This is a genomic window from Thalassotalea sp. ND16A, from assembly GCF_000764205.1.
In the GTDB taxonomy this organism is placed as follows: Bacteria; Pseudomonadota; Gammaproteobacteria; order Enterobacterales; family Alteromonadaceae; genus Thalassotalea_A.
The window spans coordinates 1-17,330 of record NZ_JQDZ01000107.1; the positions used below are offsets into that span (position 1 = coordinate 1).

Annotated in this window: 13 protein-coding genes and 1 tRNA gene; all 14 read right to left on the reverse strand. The window is 42.9% G+C overall.

What is annotated here, in order from left to right; translation table 11 throughout:
• Positions 1–127, reverse strand: a 127-nt coding sequence (locus tag ND16A_RS04115) for a GTP-binding protein (RefSeq protein ID WP_033078254.1), incomplete at its 3' end; no start/stop codon positions are given.
• A gap of 108 nt (positions 128–235) precedes the next feature.
• Complete coding sequence (fusA, locus tag ND16A_RS04110; RefSeq protein WP_033078693.1) at positions 236–2,341, reverse strand: elongation factor G; 2,106 nt, start codon at positions 2,339–2,341, stop codon at positions 236–238.
• A gap of 81 nt (positions 2,342–2,422) precedes the next feature.
• Positions 2,423–2,896 carry a 30S ribosomal protein S7 gene (rpsG, locus tag ND16A_RS04105; RefSeq protein WP_033078694.1) on the reverse strand — a complete coding sequence of 158 codons (474 nt, stop codon included), beginning with the start codon at positions 2,894–2,896 and terminating at the stop codon, positions 2,423–2,425.
• Between the two features lie 83 nt (positions 2,897–2,979).
• Positions 2,980–3,354, reverse strand: coding sequence for a 30S ribosomal protein S12 (gene rpsL / locus ND16A_RS04100; protein ID WP_033078695.1), 375 nt, complete (start codon positions 3,352–3,354; stop codon positions 2,980–2,982).
• A 203-nt stretch (positions 3,355–3,557) separates the two neighbouring features.
• Positions 3,558–7,769 carry a DNA-directed RNA polymerase subunit beta' gene (gene rpoC, locus ND16A_RS04095; RefSeq protein ID WP_033078696.1) on the reverse strand — a complete coding sequence of 1,404 codons (4,212 nt, stop codon included), beginning with the start codon at positions 7,767–7,769 and terminating at the stop codon, positions 3,558–3,560.
• Between the two features lie 85 nt (positions 7,770–7,854).
• Positions 7,855–11,880, reverse strand: a complete 4,026-nt coding sequence (rpoB, locus tag ND16A_RS04090; RefSeq protein ID WP_033078697.1) for a DNA-directed RNA polymerase subunit beta — start codon at positions 11,878–11,880, stop codon at positions 7,855–7,857.
• Positions 11,881–12,132: 252 nt separating this feature from the next.
• Complete coding sequence (gene rplL / locus ND16A_RS04085) at positions 12,133–12,498, reverse strand: 50S ribosomal protein L7/L12 (RefSeq protein ID WP_033078698.1); 366 nt, start codon at positions 12,496–12,498, stop codon at positions 12,133–12,135.
• 72 nt (positions 12,499–12,570) lie between these two features.
• The gene (gene rplJ / locus ND16A_RS04080) at positions 12,571–13,065 is read right to left on the reverse strand and encodes a 50S ribosomal protein L10 (RefSeq protein WP_033078699.1); all 495 of its coding nucleotides are present in this window, start codon (positions 13,063–13,065) and stop codon (positions 12,571–12,573) included.
• Between the two features lie 306 nt (positions 13,066–13,371).
• Positions 13,372–14,070, reverse strand: coding sequence for a 50S ribosomal protein L1 (rplA, locus tag ND16A_RS04075; protein ID WP_033078700.1), 699 nt, complete (start codon positions 14,068–14,070; stop codon positions 13,372–13,374).
• Between the two features lie 3 nt (positions 14,071–14,073).
• A complete protein-coding gene (gene rplK, locus ND16A_RS04070; RefSeq protein ID WP_033078701.1) occupies positions 14,074–14,502 on the reverse strand; it encodes a 50S ribosomal protein L11 in 429 nt (142 codons plus the stop codon).
• A gap of 187 nt (positions 14,503–14,689) precedes the next feature.
• Complete coding sequence (locus tag ND16A_RS04065; protein WP_033078702.1) at positions 14,690–15,565, reverse strand: sulfite exporter TauE/SafE family protein; 876 nt, start codon at positions 15,563–15,565, stop codon at positions 14,690–14,692.
• A 100-nt stretch (positions 15,566–15,665) separates the two neighbouring features.
• Positions 15,666–16,211: a transcription termination/antitermination protein NusG gene (nusG, locus tag ND16A_RS04060; protein WP_033078703.1), complete on the reverse strand. Its 546-nt coding sequence runs from the start codon at positions 16,209–16,211 to the stop codon at positions 15,666–15,668.
• Between the two features lie 3 nt (positions 16,212–16,214).
• On the reverse strand, positions 16,215–16,595 hold the full coding sequence (gene secE / locus ND16A_RS04055; protein ID WP_033078704.1) for a preprotein translocase subunit SecE: 381 nt from the start codon (positions 16,593–16,595) through the stop codon (positions 16,215–16,217).
• A gap of 68 nt (positions 16,596–16,663) precedes the next feature.
• Positions 16,664–16,740 (reverse strand) — tRNA-Trp (locus tag ND16A_RS04050).
• Between the last annotated feature and the right edge of the window lie 590 nt (positions 16,741–17,330).

Sequence of the window (17,330 nt, forward strand, 5' to 3'; positions counted from 1 at the left end):
CACCACCGTGTACTTTAGTAAGAACCGCAGAGATAGCAGCTGTTAAAGTTGTTTTACCGTGATCGACGTGACCAATGGTACCAACGTTAACGTGCGGTTTATTACGTTCAAATTTTTCTTTAGCCATTTTAAATGCCCCTTTAAGTTTCTAGTTAGCTTGTCATCATAAACAAGCAAAATTATTCAAATTTATTGTTTCCACAATTGTCATCAAGACAACTGCGATAGTTTGCCATTACCCGAAACGGGATTCGCAAATTGCTTCTGTTACATTTTTCGGAGCTTGATTGTACTGCTTAAACTCCATTGAGTAGGATGCACGGCCTTGCGTTGCACTACGTAAATCGGTAGCGTAACCAAACATTTCACCTAGTGGCACTAAGGCGTTCACCAGTTTCATGCCGCTTGGACCATCTTCCATCCCTTCAATTATGCCGCGACGACGATTTAAATCACCGACTACATCCCCCATATTTGCTTCAGGGGTGGTAACCTCTACTTGCATCATAGGTTCTAACAATGCCGGACTAGCATCTAGCGCGCCCTGCTTGAAGCCCATTGATGCGGCGACTTTAAAAGCCATCTCGTTTGAGTCAACGTCATGGAATGAACCATCGAATAAGGTGACTTTGATGTCAAGCATTGGAAAACCGGCCAAAACACCGTTTTGCATTTGCTCTTCACAACCTTTTTCAACCGCACCCCAATATTCACGAGGAACCGCACCGCCAACAATCTCATTCACAAATTGAAAACCTTCACCTTCGGCTAATGGTTCCATTTTCAGCCAGACGTGACCAAACTGACCACGACCGCCAGATTGACGTACAAACTTACCTTCGACTTCCACCGCTTTGCGGATAGTTTCACGGTAAGATACTTGCGGTTTACCGACGTTACAGTCGACTTTAAATTCGCGCTTCATTCTCTCAACTAAGATATCAAGGTGTAATTCCCCCATACCAGAGATGATAGTCTGGCCGGTTTCTTCATCCGTTTCTACACGGAATGAAGGATCTTCTGCTGCCAGCTTACCTAACGCAATACCCATTTTTTCCTGGGCGGCTTGCGTTCTTGGTTCAACGGCAACCGAGATAACCGGTTCAGGGAACTCCATGCGCTCTAATGTGATCACTTTACTTGGATCACATAAGGTATCCCCTGTCGTTACGTCTTTAAGGCCAATAAGGGCGGCGATGTCTCCAGCACGCACTTCTTTGATCTCTTCGCGATTGTTCGAGTGCATTTGCACAATTCGGCCAATGCGTTCTTTTTTCGACTTAACCGGGTTGTATACGGCATCACCAGAGTTAACTACGCCCGAATATACACGGATAAAAGTTAACGTCCCTACGAATGGGTCAGTAGCAATTTTAAACGCGAGTGATGCGAATGGCGCACTGTCGTCTGCTTCTCTAACCCCTTCCGTTTCATTTTTGTCGTCGTTAATACCGGTGATCGCCTTTACTTCTGTTGGCGATGGCAGGTATTCAACAACGGCATCAAGCACTGCCTGTACACCTTTGTTCTTGAAGGCCGAGCCACAAGTACAAAGAATGATTTCATTGTTAAGGGTGCGAGTGCGAAGACCAGCTTTGATTTCAGCTTCGGTTAATTCGCCTTCTTCCAGGTATTTATCCATCAACTCTTCTGAAGCTTCGGCAGCGGATTCAACCAGGTGTTCACGCCACTCATCTGCTAAATCTTGCATGTCAGCCGGGATATCTTCGTAATTAAACGTCATACCCTGGTCAGCTTCATTCCAGTTGATTGCCTTCATCTTAATAAGATCAACAATACCGGTAAATTCTTCTTCGCTACCAATGGCTAATTGCATTGGTACAGGATTCGCGCCAAGGCGATCCTTCATTTGCTCAACAACGGTTAAGAAATCTGCACCCATACGGTCCATTTTATTGACAAATACCATACGTGGTACTGCGTATTTTTCCATTTGGCGCCATACGGTTTCAGTTTGTGGCTGAACACCAGATGAAGCACAAAGTACTAACACAGCACCATCAAGCACACGCAATGAGCGTTCTACTTCGATAGTAAAGTCAACGTGACCGGGAGTGTCGATGATATTGATACGGTGATCGGCAAACTGACCTTCCATACCTTTCCAGAAACAAGTGGTTGCAGCTGAGGTGATAGTGATACCACGTTCCTGCTCTTGTTCCATCCAGTCCATGGTGGCAGCACCGTCATGTACTTCACCTATCTTATGCGACAGGCCTGTATAAAAAAGTACACGTTCTGTAGTTGTCGTTTTACCGGCATCTACGTGAGCACAGATACCAATATTACGGTAGCGCTCAATAGGAGTTACACGAGCCACTATTTAATCCTCTTTCTAAGGTTGCCCTTAGATAATAGAAAAAGGCTGGCCAATAGAATATTGGCCAGCCAGTTCTTTATATTACCAACGGTAATGTGCGAATGCTTTGTTAGCATCAGCCATTCTGTGCACGTCTTCACGTTTCTTCACAGCTGAGCCTTTGTTATCAGAAGCATCTAACATTTCGTTAGCTAGGCGTTGAGCCATTGATTTTTCACCACGTTTACGAGCAGCGTCAACTAACCAACGCATGGCTAGAGCGTTACGACGCACTGGACGTACTTCAACTGGAACCTGATAAGTAGAACCACCGACACGGCGAGACTTAACTTCCACTGATGGGCGGATGTTCTCTAGAGCGATTTCGAATAACTCTAAGTGTTCTTTTTCAGATTGTTTCTCAGCTAAGATGTCTAATGCACCATAAACGATTTTTTCTGCTGTAGATTTTTTACCATCAACCATTAAAATGTTGATGAATTTTGCTAGTAGTTCATTTTTGAACTTCGGATCAGGTAAAATTTTACGCTGACCTACGACACGTCTTCTTGGCATTTTTCAATACTCCGATAGAATTTCAGGAATTTCCCAAAACAAAAGTTAAATTAAGTTGTTTGGCCTTACTTGACGGAGTTCCGTTAAGACTTAGGGCGCTTAGCACCGTATTTCGAACGGCCTTGTCTTCTGTCGTTAACACCAGAACAATCCAGTGCACCACGAACGGTGTGATAACGCACACCTGGTAAATCTTTTACACGACCACCGCGAATTAAAATTACGCTATGCTCTTGTAAGTTGTGACCTTCACCACCGATGTAAGAAGTAACTTCGAAACCGTTCGTTAAACGAACACGAGCTACTTTACGTAATGCTGAGTTAGGTTTTTTTGGTGTAGTTGTATACACACGAGTACATACGCCACGACGTTGTGGACAGGCTTGTAACGCTGGAACGTTACTTTTAGTTACCTGCTTAACACGTGGTTTACGTACTAATTGGTTAATAGTTGCCATTATAGCTCCTGATTAGTTGTCTTTGTGCAAGGGGTAGTTTTCTCTACCCATATTTGCACGCTCATAAACGTGAAAAACCGCGACCCTACTTATAGGGTCGCGGAATTCTATAGGGCAAGTGCCTAACTGTCAAGTTCTAGGATAAAGATCCTTGATCTTTTTTGTACAAATCGCAACCAGTGTTGCGATTTGTAGCAAACTAACTACTCGTCAGAGCTAGGAGCAAAGCCACCTAACAAATCAGCATTTAGTGCGTCAGTTAACGCTTGTTCAGCATCTTCAGCAGAAACTGTCACTTCTTCTTCGACGGCATTGGCCTTTTTCATGCGATTTTGATGATACGCATAACCCGTACCGGCAGGAATTAGACGACCAACAATTACGTTTTCTTTCAGACCACGTAAGTCATCTTTCTTACCAGCAACCGCAGCTTCTGTAAGTACTCGAGTGGTTTCCTGGAACGATGCCGCAGAAATAAACGATTCTGTCGCAAGTGACGCTTTGGTAATACCAAGCATTAACACCTGGAATTCAGCCGGTGCTTTACCTTGCGCTTCAAGTTCACGGTTTGCGATTTTAACGCGCGCCACTTCTACTTGCTCACCAGGTAAGAACTGGCTATCACCAGCGGTAAGGATTTCACACTTGCGGATCATTTGACGAACGATGACTTCGATGTGCTTATCGTTGATTTTAACACCTTGTAAACGATATACGTCTTGTACTTCGTTAACAATATAGTTAGCAACATGATCAATACCACGTAGACGTAAGATGTCATGTGGCGACTCAGGACCATCGGCAATAACTTCACCTTTAAGCACCGATTCACCTTCGAACACGTTAAGTTGACGCCATTTAGGGATCATCTCTTCGTACACTTCACCACTTGGTTGAGTGATGAGTAGACGACGCTTACCTTTGGTTTCTTTACCGAAACCAATGATACCTGTTTTCTCAGCTAGAATTGCAGGCTCTTTTGGCTTACGTGCTTCAAACAAGTCAGCAACACGCGGCAGACCACCGGTAATATCACGAGTTTTTGATGACTCTTGTGGAATACGTGCTAACGCATCACCGATATTAACCTCGGCACCATCTTCCAGGTTAACGATAGCGTTGCCAGGTAAGAAGTATTGGGCTGGAATTTCGGTACCAGCGATCATTACATCGTTACCTTTCTTGTCTACCAATTTCACCATTGGACGCATTTCTTTACCGGCTGAGCTGCGCTGTGCAGGATCAGTGATAACGATACTTGATAAACCGGTGAGTTCATCCGTTTGACGCGCCATTGTTACCTGGTCGATAAGGTCAACAAATTTGATCTTACCAGCAACTTCAGTAATGATTGGATGCGTATGCGGGTCCCAGTTGGCAATCGTTTCACCAGCGTCGATAGCTTTGCCATCGGCTTTGTTCAAGATTGAACCGTAAGGAACTTTATAACGCTCTTTCTCACGACCTAACTCATCAATAACGGTAAGTTCTGATGAACGTGATGTAATTACCAGTTTCTTCTCGGAGTTAACAACAAACTTAGCATTTTGAAGTTTCAAGGTACCAGTGTTCTTAACCTGTACTGAGTTCTCAGCAGAAGCTCGAGATGCCGCACCACCGATATGGAACGTACGCATCGTTAACTGTGTACCCGGCTCACCAATAGATTGCGCGGCCACAACACCAATTGCTTCACCCTGATTGATCATATGGCCACGAGCCAAATCACGACCGTAACAGTGAGCACAAATACCAAAGTCGGTATCACAAGTTATGATTGAGCGAACCCAAACTTGATCGACGGAATGCTCTTCTAAGGTGTCACAATCTGCTTCGTCAAGTAATGAATTACGAGCAAATAATACGTTTTCAGTGCCTGGGTAATGTACGTCTTGCGCAACAACACGACCTAGTACACGTTCACGAAGAGGTTCAACAACATCACCACCTTCGATAAGCGGAGTCATTAATAGACCATCTTCTATGCCACAATCGACTTCAGTTACCACCAAATCCTGGGCAACGTCAACTAAACGACGAGTTAAGTAACCCGAGTTTGCTGTTTTCAATGCCGTATCGGCCAAACCTTTACGCGCACCATGCGTTGAGATGAAGTATTGTAGTACGTTCAAACCTTCACGGAAGTTGGCGGTGATTGGCGTTTCGATGATTGAACCATCTGGTTTTGCCATCAGGCCACGCATACCGGCTAACTGACGGATCTGAGCGGCACTACCACGAGCACCAGAGTCAGCCATCATGAAGATTGAGTTGAATGAGTCTTGCTCTTCCATCTCGCCGTCACGGTTCAAGATTGATTCTTTCGATAAGTTGTCCATCATCGCTTTCGAAACTTTTTCGTTCGCCGATGACCAGATATCGATTACTTTGTTGTATTTCTCACCAGCGGTAACAAGACCAGAATCAAATTGCTCCTGGATTTCTGTCACTTCTTCTTCAGCAGCTTCGATGATAGTGTATTTCGCATCTGGAATTACCATATCGTCGATACCAACAGAAGCACCGGCGATCATCGCATAATGGAAACCGGTGTACATGATGTGATCGGCAAAAATTACTGTGTCTTTCAAACCAAGGTTACGATACGCATGGTTAATAAGAGTCGAGATTTGCTTCTTACCTAATGGCTTGTTGATAAGCTCATACGGTAAACCTTTAGGACATACTTGCCATAACAAGGCACGACCAACAGTAGTATCGATAAGGGAAGTAACGTCTTCACCATTCACCACTTCGGTAATACGAATTTTAACGCGGGCATGCAGTTCAGCAACTTCAGTGCGGTATGCTTTTTCTGCTTCTTTAACCGAAGAGAACACCATCGCTTCACCTTTACCGTTAACACGATCACGCGTTAAGTAGTAAAGACCTAATACAACATCCTGTGAAGGAACGATGATTGGGTCGCCGTTTGCCGGTGATAATACGTTATTGGTAGACATCATTAACGCACGCGCTTCTAATTGCGCTTCGATAGTTAATGGCACGTGTACCGCCATTTGGTCACCATCGAAATCGGCATTGTATGCCGCACAAACGAGTGGGTGTAAATGGATCGCTTTACCTTCAATTAGTACCGGCTCAAACGCCTGGATACCAAGTCTGTGAAGTGTTGGTGCACGGTTAAGCATAACCGGGTGTTCGCGGATCACTTCATCGAGTACATCCCAAACTTCACCACCTTCACGTTCTACTAACTTTTTAGCCGCTTTAATCGTAGTCGCTAAACCACGTGCTTCTAATTTACCGTAGATGAAAGGTTTGAATAGTTCTAATGCCATCTTCTTCGGCAGACCACACTGGTGTAAATGTAGCGTTGGACCAACGGTAATTACAGAACGACCAGAGTAATCGACACGCTTACCAAGTAAGTTCTGACGGAAACGACCTTGCTTACCCTTGATCATATCGGCAAGAGATTTTAATGGACGTTTGTTAGAACCGGTAATGGCGCGACCACGACGACCGTTATCCAATAACGCATCAACAGATTCTTGTAACATACGTTTTTCGTTACGTACGATGATATCTGGTGCTACTAAGTCAAGTAGACGTTTTAGACGGTTGTTACGGTTGATAACACGACGGTATAAATCGTTCAGATCAGACGTGGCAAAACGACCGCCATCTAGCGGTACTAGTGGACGTAAGTCTGGTGGAAGGATCGGTAATACCGACATGATCATCCACTCTGGCTTGTTACCAGATTGGGCGAATGCTTCCATTAACTTAAGGCGCTTAGTGATCTTCTTACGCTTAGTTTCACTACCAATTTCCGGTAGTTCTTCACGCATTTGGTCAATTTCAGCGTTTAAATCGATTTCTTTCAATAGCGCTAAAACGGCTTCAGCACCCATTTTCGCATCAAATTCATCACCGTGTTCTTCAAGAGCATCCAAGTACTCTTCTTCGGTTAAAATTTGGCTGCGCTCTAACGTAGTCATACCTGGTTCGGTAACTACATAAGATTCAAAATATAATACGCGCTCAATATCACGCAACGTCATATCGAGTAATAAACCGATACGAGATGGCAATGATTTTAAGAACCAGATGTGAGCAACCGGGCTAGCAAGTTCAATATGACCCATACGATCACGACGAACTTTGGTTAGCGTTACTTCAACACCACATTTTTCACAAATAACACCACGATGTTTAAGGCGTTTGTATTTGCCACATAAACATTCGTAATCTTTTACTGGTCCGAATATACGGGCACAGAAAAGACCGTCACGCTCTGGTTTGAACGTACGGTAGTTGATGGTTTCTGGCTTTTTCACTTCACCGAAAGACCATGAACGGATCATGTCTGGTGAGGCTAAACCAATTCGAATACCATCGAATTCTTCAGTTTGATTTTGTTGCTTAAGAAACTTAAGTAAATCTTTCACACTCTATCTCCTGTCGGAGTTAACATCTAGAGAGGGCAAACGCCCTCTCCATGTACTAACGTAAACTATGCTGTTAGCTGCAGGTTTATTCCTTATCCAGTTCGATATTAATACCTAACGAACGGATTTCTTTCAACAATACGTTGAACGATTCAGGCATACCTGGTTCCATACGATGATCGCCGTCAACAAGGTTTTTGTACATTTTCGTACGACCGTTAACGTCATCTGATTTCACCGTAAGCATTTCTTGTAGAGTATATGCAGCACCATATGCTTCAAGTGCCCATACTTCCATCTCACCAAAACGTTGACCACCAAATTGCGCTTTACCACCTAGTGGTTGCTGGGTAACCAGTGAATAAGAACCGGTAGAACGTGCATGCATCTTGTCATCAACCAAGTGATTCAGTTTCAGCATGTACATGTAACCTACGGTAACAGGACGCTCAAATGCACGACCGGTACGGCCGTCAAATAGAGTGAACTGACCGCTTTCTGGCATATCAGCCAAACGGAATAGTTCTTTGATCTCTTTCTCTGCTGCACCATCAAACGCTGGTGTTGCAATTGGTAAACCGGCACGTAAGTTATTCGCTAAGCGTCTAACTTCATCATCAGAGAAACTTTCGATGTCAACGCTTTGGTCAGTTTCACCAACGTTGTAAACATCTTTCAAGAATTCGCGCAATTTCGCTAATTCTTGTTGTTCTTTGATCATCCGGTCAATTTTCTCACCGATACCGCGACACGCCATACCCAAATGAGTTTCTAATACCTGACCGATGTTCATCCGTGATGGTACACCAAGTGGGTTAAGCACGATATCTACCGGCTCACCGTATTGGTCATGAGGCATATCTTCAATTGGTACAACATTTGAAATAACACCTTTGTTACCATGACGACCGGCCATTTTATCACCAGGCTGTAAGCGACGCTTAACGGCAAGGTAAACTTTAACGATTTTAAGAACGCCAGGCGCTAAGTCATCACCTTGAGTGATCTTACGACGCTTGATTTCGAACTTCTTGTCAAAGTCGGCACGGATGGCTTCGTACTGCTCAGCAATTTGCTCAAGTTCAGTTTGTTGGCCTTCATCGGATAAACTTTGTCCTAACCATTGGTCACGGGACATGCCGTTAAGGTCAGACTCATTTAAACCAGCAGAAAGTAATAGTTTCTTCGCTCGGGCAAAAATACCATCTTCTAAAATGCTGAATTCGTCGCCAAGATCTTTCTTAACTTCTTTCAGTTGCATTTCTTCGATTTCTACCGCACGAGCATCTTTTTCAACGCCGTCACGAGTGAAGACCTGCACATCGATGATAGTACCGGAAACAGAGTTAGGTACACGTAACGAGCTGTCTTTCACGTCAGCCGCTTTTTCACCGAAGATGGCACGTAGTAATTTTTCTTCCGGGGTTAACTGTGTTTCACCTTTAGGAGTAACTTTACCCACTAAGATGTCGCCACCGTTAACTTCTGCACCAATGTAAACAACACCAGATTCATCTAATTTAGACAATGCAGATTCACCAACGTTAGGAATATCAGAAGTAATTTCTTCTGAGCCTAATTTGGTGTCACGAGCGATACAAGATAATTCCTGAATATGAATAGTGGTGAAACGATCTTCTTTCGTTACACGCTCAGAAATCAACATCGAATCCTCGAAGTTATAACCATTCCAAGGCATGAATGCGATACGCATGTTTTGACCAAGAGCCAACTCACCTAAATCGGTAGAAGGACCATCGGCTAACACGTCACCACGTTGCACTGGTTCGCCAACATTACAAGTTGGACGTTGGTTAATACAAGTATTCTGGTTAGAACGAGTGTATTTGGTTAAGTTGTAAATATCGATGCCAGCTTCACCAGCATGCATTTCGTTTTCGTTAACACGAACCACGATACGCGAAGCATCAACGTAATCAACCACACCACCACGTTTCGCAACAGCAGTAACACCTGAGTCAACTGCGATTACTTTTTCCATACCGGTACCGACTAAAGGCTTATCGGCTTTTAATGTTGGCACCGCCTGACGTTGCATGTTCGCACCCATCAAGGCACGGTTAGCATCATCGTGCTCAAGGAATGGAATTAATGAAGCTGCCACAGAAATGATTTGCTGTGGAGAAACATCCATGTATTGCACTTGCTCTGCTGACATAAGAGTAAATTCATTCTTATGACGACAGTTAACCAGGCCTTCTGCTAATTTATTGCCGGCATCTACTTCAGCATTTGCCTGGGCAATAACGAAGTTACCTTCTTCAATAGCAGATAAATAATCGATTTCATCAGTAACTTGGCCGTCAATCACTTTACGATATGGAGTTTCTAAGAAACCGTAATCGTTGGTACGTGCATAACACGACAGTGAGTTGATCAAACCAATGTTTGGACCTTCCGGTGTTTCGATTGGACATACACGACCGTAATGGGTTGGATGTACGTCACGTACTTCAAAACCTGCACGTTCACGTGTTAGACCACCCGGGCCTAAGGCTGAAATACGACGCTTATGCGTCACTTCTGATAACGGGTTGTTTTGATCCATAAACTGCGATAACTGTGAAGAACCAAAGAATTCTTTAACAGCGGCAGAAATTGGCTTAGCATTGATTAGATCTTGTGGCATTATTGCATCAAGATCACCTAATGATAAACGTTCACGTACGGCACGTTCTACCCGAACTAAACCGACGCGGAATTGGTTTTCAGCCATTTCACCAACACTACGGATTCGACGGTTGCCTAAGTGATCGATATCGTCCACTTCGCCTTTACCATCGCGAATCGCGATTAGTGTTTTCATTACTTCGATGATATCTTCGTTCGCTAAAATTCCTGCGCCAGTGCTGTCACTACGACCGACACGACGGTTGAATTTCATCCGACCAACACTTGATAAGTCATAACGCTCATCAGAGAAGAATAAATTCTGGAATAATGCTTCGGCAGCATCTTTTGTTGGTGGCTCACCAGGACGCATCATGCGATAGATTTCAACTAACGCTTCTAAGCGGTTAGAGGTGCTATCGACGCGAACGGTGTCTGACATGTATGAACCACAATCGAATTCATTCATGTATAAGGTATCAAACTCTTTGAAACCAGCTTCGGTTAATTCCGCCAGTAATTCTAAAGTCAATTCTGCATTCGCTTCGGCGATTACTTCACCAGTGCTCTTATTGATATGCTCTTTAGCAAGTACACGGCCAACGATATACTCTGCAGGCACTTCTAATGAGGTTACGTCTTTCTTCGCTAAGGCGCGGATGTGACGAGCAGTGATGCGACGTCCTTCTTCTACCAGGACTTCTTTACCCAATTTGATATCGAACGTTGCAGTTTCACCGCGTAAACGCTCTGGTACAAGTTCCATAACTAACTTGTTTTTCTTGATTTCAAAACGGGTAGTGTCAAAGAATATATCCAGAATTTCTTCTGTTGAATATTCTAGGGCACGTAAAATAATTGACGCAGGTAACTTACGACGACGATCGATTCGTACGAATAAGTTATCTTTAGGGTCGAATTCAAAGTCTAACCATGAACCACGGTAAGGAATAACGCGGGCGTTATATAATACTTTACCTGATGAGTGGGTTTTACCTTTATCGTGATCGAAGAAAACGCCCGGACTGCGATGTAATTGCGAAACAATAACACGCTCAGTACCATTGATTACAAAAGTACCATTATCCGTCATTAATGGGATTTCGCCCATATACACTTCTTGTTCTTTAATATCTTTAACTGTACCAGCAGCAGCTTCTTTATCGTAAATTACCAAACGTAATTTCACCCGTAAAGCGGCAGAATAGGTAACACCACGAATTTGACATTCTTTAACATCAAATAATGGCTCACCAAGGCGGTAGCTAACATATTGTAATTCTGAATTACCAGAATAACTTTTTATTGGAAATACACTGCCGAAAGCGGCTTCAAGGCCGACAGCACCGGTGGCGTCGATATCAATAAACTTGCGGAAAGATTCTAATTGGATAGACAGTAGGAATGGATAATCCATTACCTTAGCTTTCTTACCAAAATCCTTTCTAATTCGTTTCTTCTCAGAATAAGAGTAAACCATGGGTTCCTCATCTTGCTGGTTATGGCCGAATCTGTCTTTGCAGACAGGGAATAAAACTAAATATATACCTTAAAATCAACCCAAATAAGTGGTTAAATTTTAACGCAATATTTAATAATGCACTGTTTTGGTTTAAAAAAAAACCAATAAAAGCAGTTTACTTAAAAACTGTTCTCTTTTAGCGCAAAAAGGCCGGTGACATTAGTCACCAGCCATTGCCTAATTTAGGCAGCTAATCTGTATAAAAACAGATTATTTGATCTCAACAGAAGCACCAGCTTCTTCAAGAGTTGTTTTAAGTGCTTCAGCTTCCGCTTTATCAACACCTTCTTTGATAGCTTTAGGAGCTGACTCAACTAAGTCTTTAGCTTCTTTAAGGCCTAGACCTGTAGCGCCACGAACTGCTTTGATTACAGCAACTTTCTTCTCACCGAAAGAAGTCATAACTACGTCGAATTCTGTTTGCTCTTCAGCAGCACCACCAGCGTCAGCTGCAACAGCAACACCAACAGCAGCAGTTACGCCGAATTTTTCTTCCATTGCTTCAACTAAAGCAACAACATCCATTACAGACATGTCTGCAATTGCGTTTAAAATATCTTCTTGAGAGATAGACATAATGTTTTTCCTATTTCTTTTAAACAGCTAATACGCTGTTATATAACTATATAAATATAAGCTACAGCGTAATTATGCTGCTGCTTCTTCTTTCTGATCACGAACTGCAGCAATAGTGCGAGCAAGTTTGCCTGCAGATGCTTCTTTCATAACGCTCATTACACGTGCAATAGCTTCGTCGTAAGTAGGTAATTTCGCTAATAACGAAATTTCTACAACGTCGCCTTCAAATGCTGCCGCTTTTAATTCAAAGTTTTCGTTAGTTTTAGCGAAATCTGTGAACAAACGTGCTGCAGCACCTGGGTGCTCGTTTGAAAATGCAACTAATGAAGGACCAACTAATGTATCAGAGATACATGAGAATTCAGTGCCTTCCAATGCGCGACGTGCTAACGTGTTACGGACAACCTTCATCCATACACCGTTTTCACGAGCTTCTTTACGCAAAGTAGTAATTGCTTCAACTGGTACACCGCGAGAATCCGCGATTACAGCTGATTGAGCGCCAGTAGCAGCTTCTTGAACTTCAGCAACAATTGCTTTTTTATCATCAAGATTGATAGCCATTGGCTTTAACTCCTGGTTTCACCGGACGAATCCGATATTTAAAACTCCTAAGGTAATTATTCACCTTAGGCCATTACGGCGAGAGCCAGAAATTTAAGGAAATATCTGGGTAACACCATCTACGTAGGAAATTAAGCGGTTAGCACCATACTCATAAAGTACTTAAGGTTTTAACAACACCTACGGTCTTGGACGGGAGCTGAGCACCTGTAATAGGTTTCCTCCATTCAAAGGAATTGCTCAGCACCTACCAAATTTTTAGGGGCGAAATTATAGTCTAATATCGCGCCCTTGTAAAACGCTAAATTACGCTTCAGCTAAAGAACCTTGAGCGATGGCGATACCAGCACCCATGGTTGTTGATAAACTGATTTTCGCAAGGTATGCGCCTTTCGCTTGTGCTGGTTTTGCTTTTTTCAGCGCTTCCAGTAAAGCTACAAGGTTTTGTTCAAGCTGTGCGTTGTCAAAATCAGCTTTACCGATAGTCGTATGGATAATACCATTCTTATCATTGCGGTAACGGATTTGACCAGCTTTAGCGTTTTTAACAGCAGTAGCAACATCTGGAGTTACTGTGCCAACTTTCGGGTTAGGCATTAAACCACGAGGGCCTAGTACTTGACCTAGTTGACCAACAACACGCATTGCGTCTGGAGTAGCGATAACAACGTCAAAGTTCATTTCGCCAGCCTTAACTTGTTCAGCTAAGTCTTCCATACCAATAATGTCAGCACCAGCTGCTTGAGCTTTTTCTACGTTTGCACCTTGAGTAAATACGGCAACGCGTACGTCACGACCAGTACCGTTTGGTAATACTGTAGCGCCACGAACGTTTTGATCAGATTTACGTGCATCAATGCCTAGCTTAATCGCTACATCAACACTTTCTCTGAAATTAGCAGTCGCTAATTCTTTAAGAAGAGTCAATGCTTCATTGATTTCATATTCTTTTAATACGTCTACTTTTTCACGGATAAGACGAGCGCGTTTTGATAATTTAGCCATTGATTAGTCCTCTACCACTAAACCCATTGAACGAGCAGAACCCGCAATGGTACGCACTGCAGCTTCTAATGAGCCAGCAGTTAAATCAGGTTCTTTAGTCTTAACGATTTCTTCAAGTTGTGCAGTAGTTACTGTACCAACTTTTTCTGTGTTAGGACGGCCTGAACCACTTTTGATACCAGCAGCTTTCTTAAGTAAGTAAGAAGCAGGTGGAGTTTTTGTTTCAAAAGTGAAAGAACGATCGTTGTATACAGTAATTACTACTGGTACTGGAGCGCCTTTTTCTAAAGAATCTGTTTTCGCGTTAAACGCTTTACAGAATTCCATGATGTTTACACCGTGTTGACCTAGTGCAGGACCAACTGGTGGTGACGGGTTAGCTGCACCAGCAGCAACCTGTAGCTTGATTAGAGCTTGGACTTTCTTAGCCATGGTTTTTATACCTTTAATATGGGTTCAAACGCTATTTAATAAACAGCTCCCCGTTAACAAAAAACGATTTTATTCGAAGTTCAAATAAAATCGGCAGCGGATTATATATTAATCAATGGCAGATATGCAAGAGCGGATACAAGATTAGTTTGAAAATAGTAAAATTAAACAAGAAACGAGAAATTTATTACAGGCCAGCAATGCCGACAAGTAAAATCCACGAGCCTAGAAAAAATTTTAATTTTTTTGCACCTAAGGCTAAAGCGACATAGCGAGCTAAGAGTGCACCAATAATCGCCCCTGGTGCGGCAAACAGTAACACATCAGTATTAATTAATGATTCATTGATGAAATATGGGATACCGGCAATCACGGAAATAGAAGAGGCGATGACTCCAGCGGCTACACTAAACATCACCGAGAAGCCTCTTAGTAAAAGCACTACGGCTAAAATTTCACCTATCCCTACACTTATCCATGCAGTTATGACCCCACCAATTAAACTGGTAATAGCTATGAATAACGTCTCAGCTTTATTTAATAGCATTACGCCTCTATGAGTTGAACGCTTACCCAAGTAGACACAATGGTATAAAACAACAACCCCAAAGACTAAAGAGAAAATACTAAAGATCAGGTTTATAGAAGCTATAGGATGGACCGGCAGGTACTGTACCGTGTAAATCCCAAATATTGAGAACGGAATACTGCAGGCCAGTGCTTGATAAAGCAGATTGACCCGCTCTATCTTCTGCTCACTTTTGCCATTAAAAAATAATAGCCAGGAAATACTGCCAACAGTCATACCAAAACATTGGATGGCGAAGCTGGTGGCAATCACTTCATCAATGTTCATTCCAAGCGCATCAAAAAATGGCACGAATACGACACCACCACCGGCACCCGTTGAGTTTGCCGTAATCGCACCGCCAACTCCTAAAAAGAAAAATGCGCCATACTCTTGTAGCGCTAGCAACGGAGCATCTGTTTGGTATACGCACCATGTACCAACAATGCAGACAGCCAGCACGAGCCAAAATATTTTTTGTCGTTCGATTTTCATTCTCGCCACTGAGGACTTTGAAATAATAAATTAAGAGTTAACAGGGCTAAACGTAAAAAACCAGGACAATGTCCTGGTTTTTTATATATGGATATAAGGCTTAGCCTTTCTCGACTTGAATAAATTCAAGTTCAACCGGTGTTGAACGGCCGAAGATAGAAACCGATACTTTGATGCGGTTCTTCTCATAATCCAGTTCTTCAACCACACCGTTAAAGTCGGCAAATGGACCGTCGATAACACGAACCACTTCACCTGGTTCGAACATTGTTTTCGGTTTCGGTTGATCGGTAGAGTCTTCAAGACGTTGTAGTATGCGATCTGCTTCTTTTTGACTAATCGGTCTTGGTCTGTCAGACGTACCACCAATAAAACCAAGAACACGTGGCACACTTTTCACTAAATGCCATGCTTCTTCATCCATCGCCATTTCAACAAGAACATAACCAGGGAAGAATTTACGTGCACTTTTACGCTTTTGACCGGCACGCATTTCAATAACTTCTTCAGTAGGTACTAATATTTGACCAAACTTATCTTCTAAGCCTTGAATTTCAATGTGTTCTAATAATGTTTTCTGTACTCGCGCTTCATAACCTGAAAACGCTTGCACTACATACCATCTTAATTTGATTTCTTCAGACATAAATTAAACCTGCAATGACGTGATAAAGTTAACAATGTAATATAATACGGAATCTAAGCCCCACATTATAAGAGACATAATTAAAGTAGCTACGAGAACAATACCAGTAGTTTGCACCGCTTCTTGTCTTGTTGGCCATACTACTTTACGCACTTCAGTACGAGATTCTTTTGCAAATGCCATGGCGTTACGGCCTTTTTCAGTTTGCATAGCAACTAAACCAGCGACTACCACTGCTGCTACAACGCCACCTGCTCTTAACAGCACTGACATTTCACCATAGTAGTAATTACCGAAAACGGCACCACCTAAAAGTAGAAATACTAATATCCACTTTACTGAATCTAGAGAACCGCCTGTTGGGGTTTCTGTACTTGCGTTCATAACTTCTGACCTGTTTCTGTTGCCTTAAAGACAAAACCACCCCGCCCAATGACGAGGTTTAGATAATATGGCAGGGGTGGAGAGATTCGAACTCCCAACCGTCGGTTTTGGAGACCGCTGTTCTACCAATTGGAACTACACCCCTAAATTCAACTTACACTTGTCATGTGGTTCTTAGATTTTTTTGGGAAATTAAGATTAACATGAGAAGAGAGCGCTATTATACGTCCTCGAATAGATTACTCAAGGGAAATTTTAGAATAAATGCAGGTAGGGGTACGAGGTACAGGGTACAAGGCACAAGCAGCTCGCGCAGGTGATTAGATTGTTTAGATTTTAAAAGATAAGCTGCGGGCATCGGGCTACGAGCAACGGGCAGTTCGCGTGAAATAAAAGGTACAGGGTACAGGCAGCTAGCGATAACGAATGGATAGGCTGCGGGCATCGAGCAACGGGCAGTTAGTGTGAGCGATAAGTAAAGTGAGGTAACTTGTGCTCGCTGTCAAGCATGGAGGTTCCGACCTGCGTCGGAATGACGGTGAATTTATTCTAAGAATATTGGAATTTTCACGATGTTTGTTTATTTACACCACGTCATCCCGGCGCAGGCCTAACACCGATCAGTTAAGGAAAACGATCGGTTGACAGGAAAAAGGATCATACGACAATAGCCCCTTATATTTAATAAGGGTTATTTTCATGCTTTCAAATTGGTTAATTGATACAGAGTTATTT

Coding starts and splice junctions, on each gene's coding strand:
- rpsG (WP_033078694.1), bottom strand. CDS start 2,896: ATGCCAAGAAGACGTGTCGTAGGTCAGCGTAAAATTTTACCTGATCCG.
- rpsL (WP_033078695.1), bottom strand. CDS start 3,354: ATGGCAACTATTAACCAATTAGTACGTAAACCACGTGTTAAGCAGGTA.
- rpoB (WP_033078697.1), bottom strand. CDS start 11,880: ATGGTTTACTCTTATTCTGAGAAGAAACGAATTAGAAAGGATTTTGGT.
- rplL (WP_033078698.1), bottom strand. CDS start 12,498: ATGTCTATCTCTCAAGAAGATATTTTAAACGCAATTGCAGACATGTCT.
- rplJ (WP_033078699.1), bottom strand. CDS start 13,065: ATGGCTATCAATCTTGATGATAAAAAAGCAATTGTTGCTGAAGTTCAA.
- rplA (WP_033078700.1), bottom strand. CDS start 14,070: ATGGCTAAATTATCAAAACGCGCTCGTCTTATCCGTGAAAAAGTAGAC.
- rplK (WP_033078701.1), bottom strand. CDS start 14,502: ATGGCTAAGAAAGTCCAAGCTCTAATCAAGCTACAGGTTGCTGCTGGT.
- ND16A_RS04065 (WP_033078702.1), bottom strand. CDS start 15,565: ATGAAAATCGAACGACAAAAAATATTTTGGCTCGTGCTGGCTGTCTGC.
- nusG (WP_033078703.1), bottom strand. CDS start 16,211: ATGTCTGAAGAAATCAAATTAAGATGGTATGTAGTGCAAGCGTTTTCA.
- secE (WP_033078704.1), bottom strand. CDS start 16,595: ATGAACGCAAGTACAGAAACCCCAACAGGCGGTTCTCTAGATTCAGTA.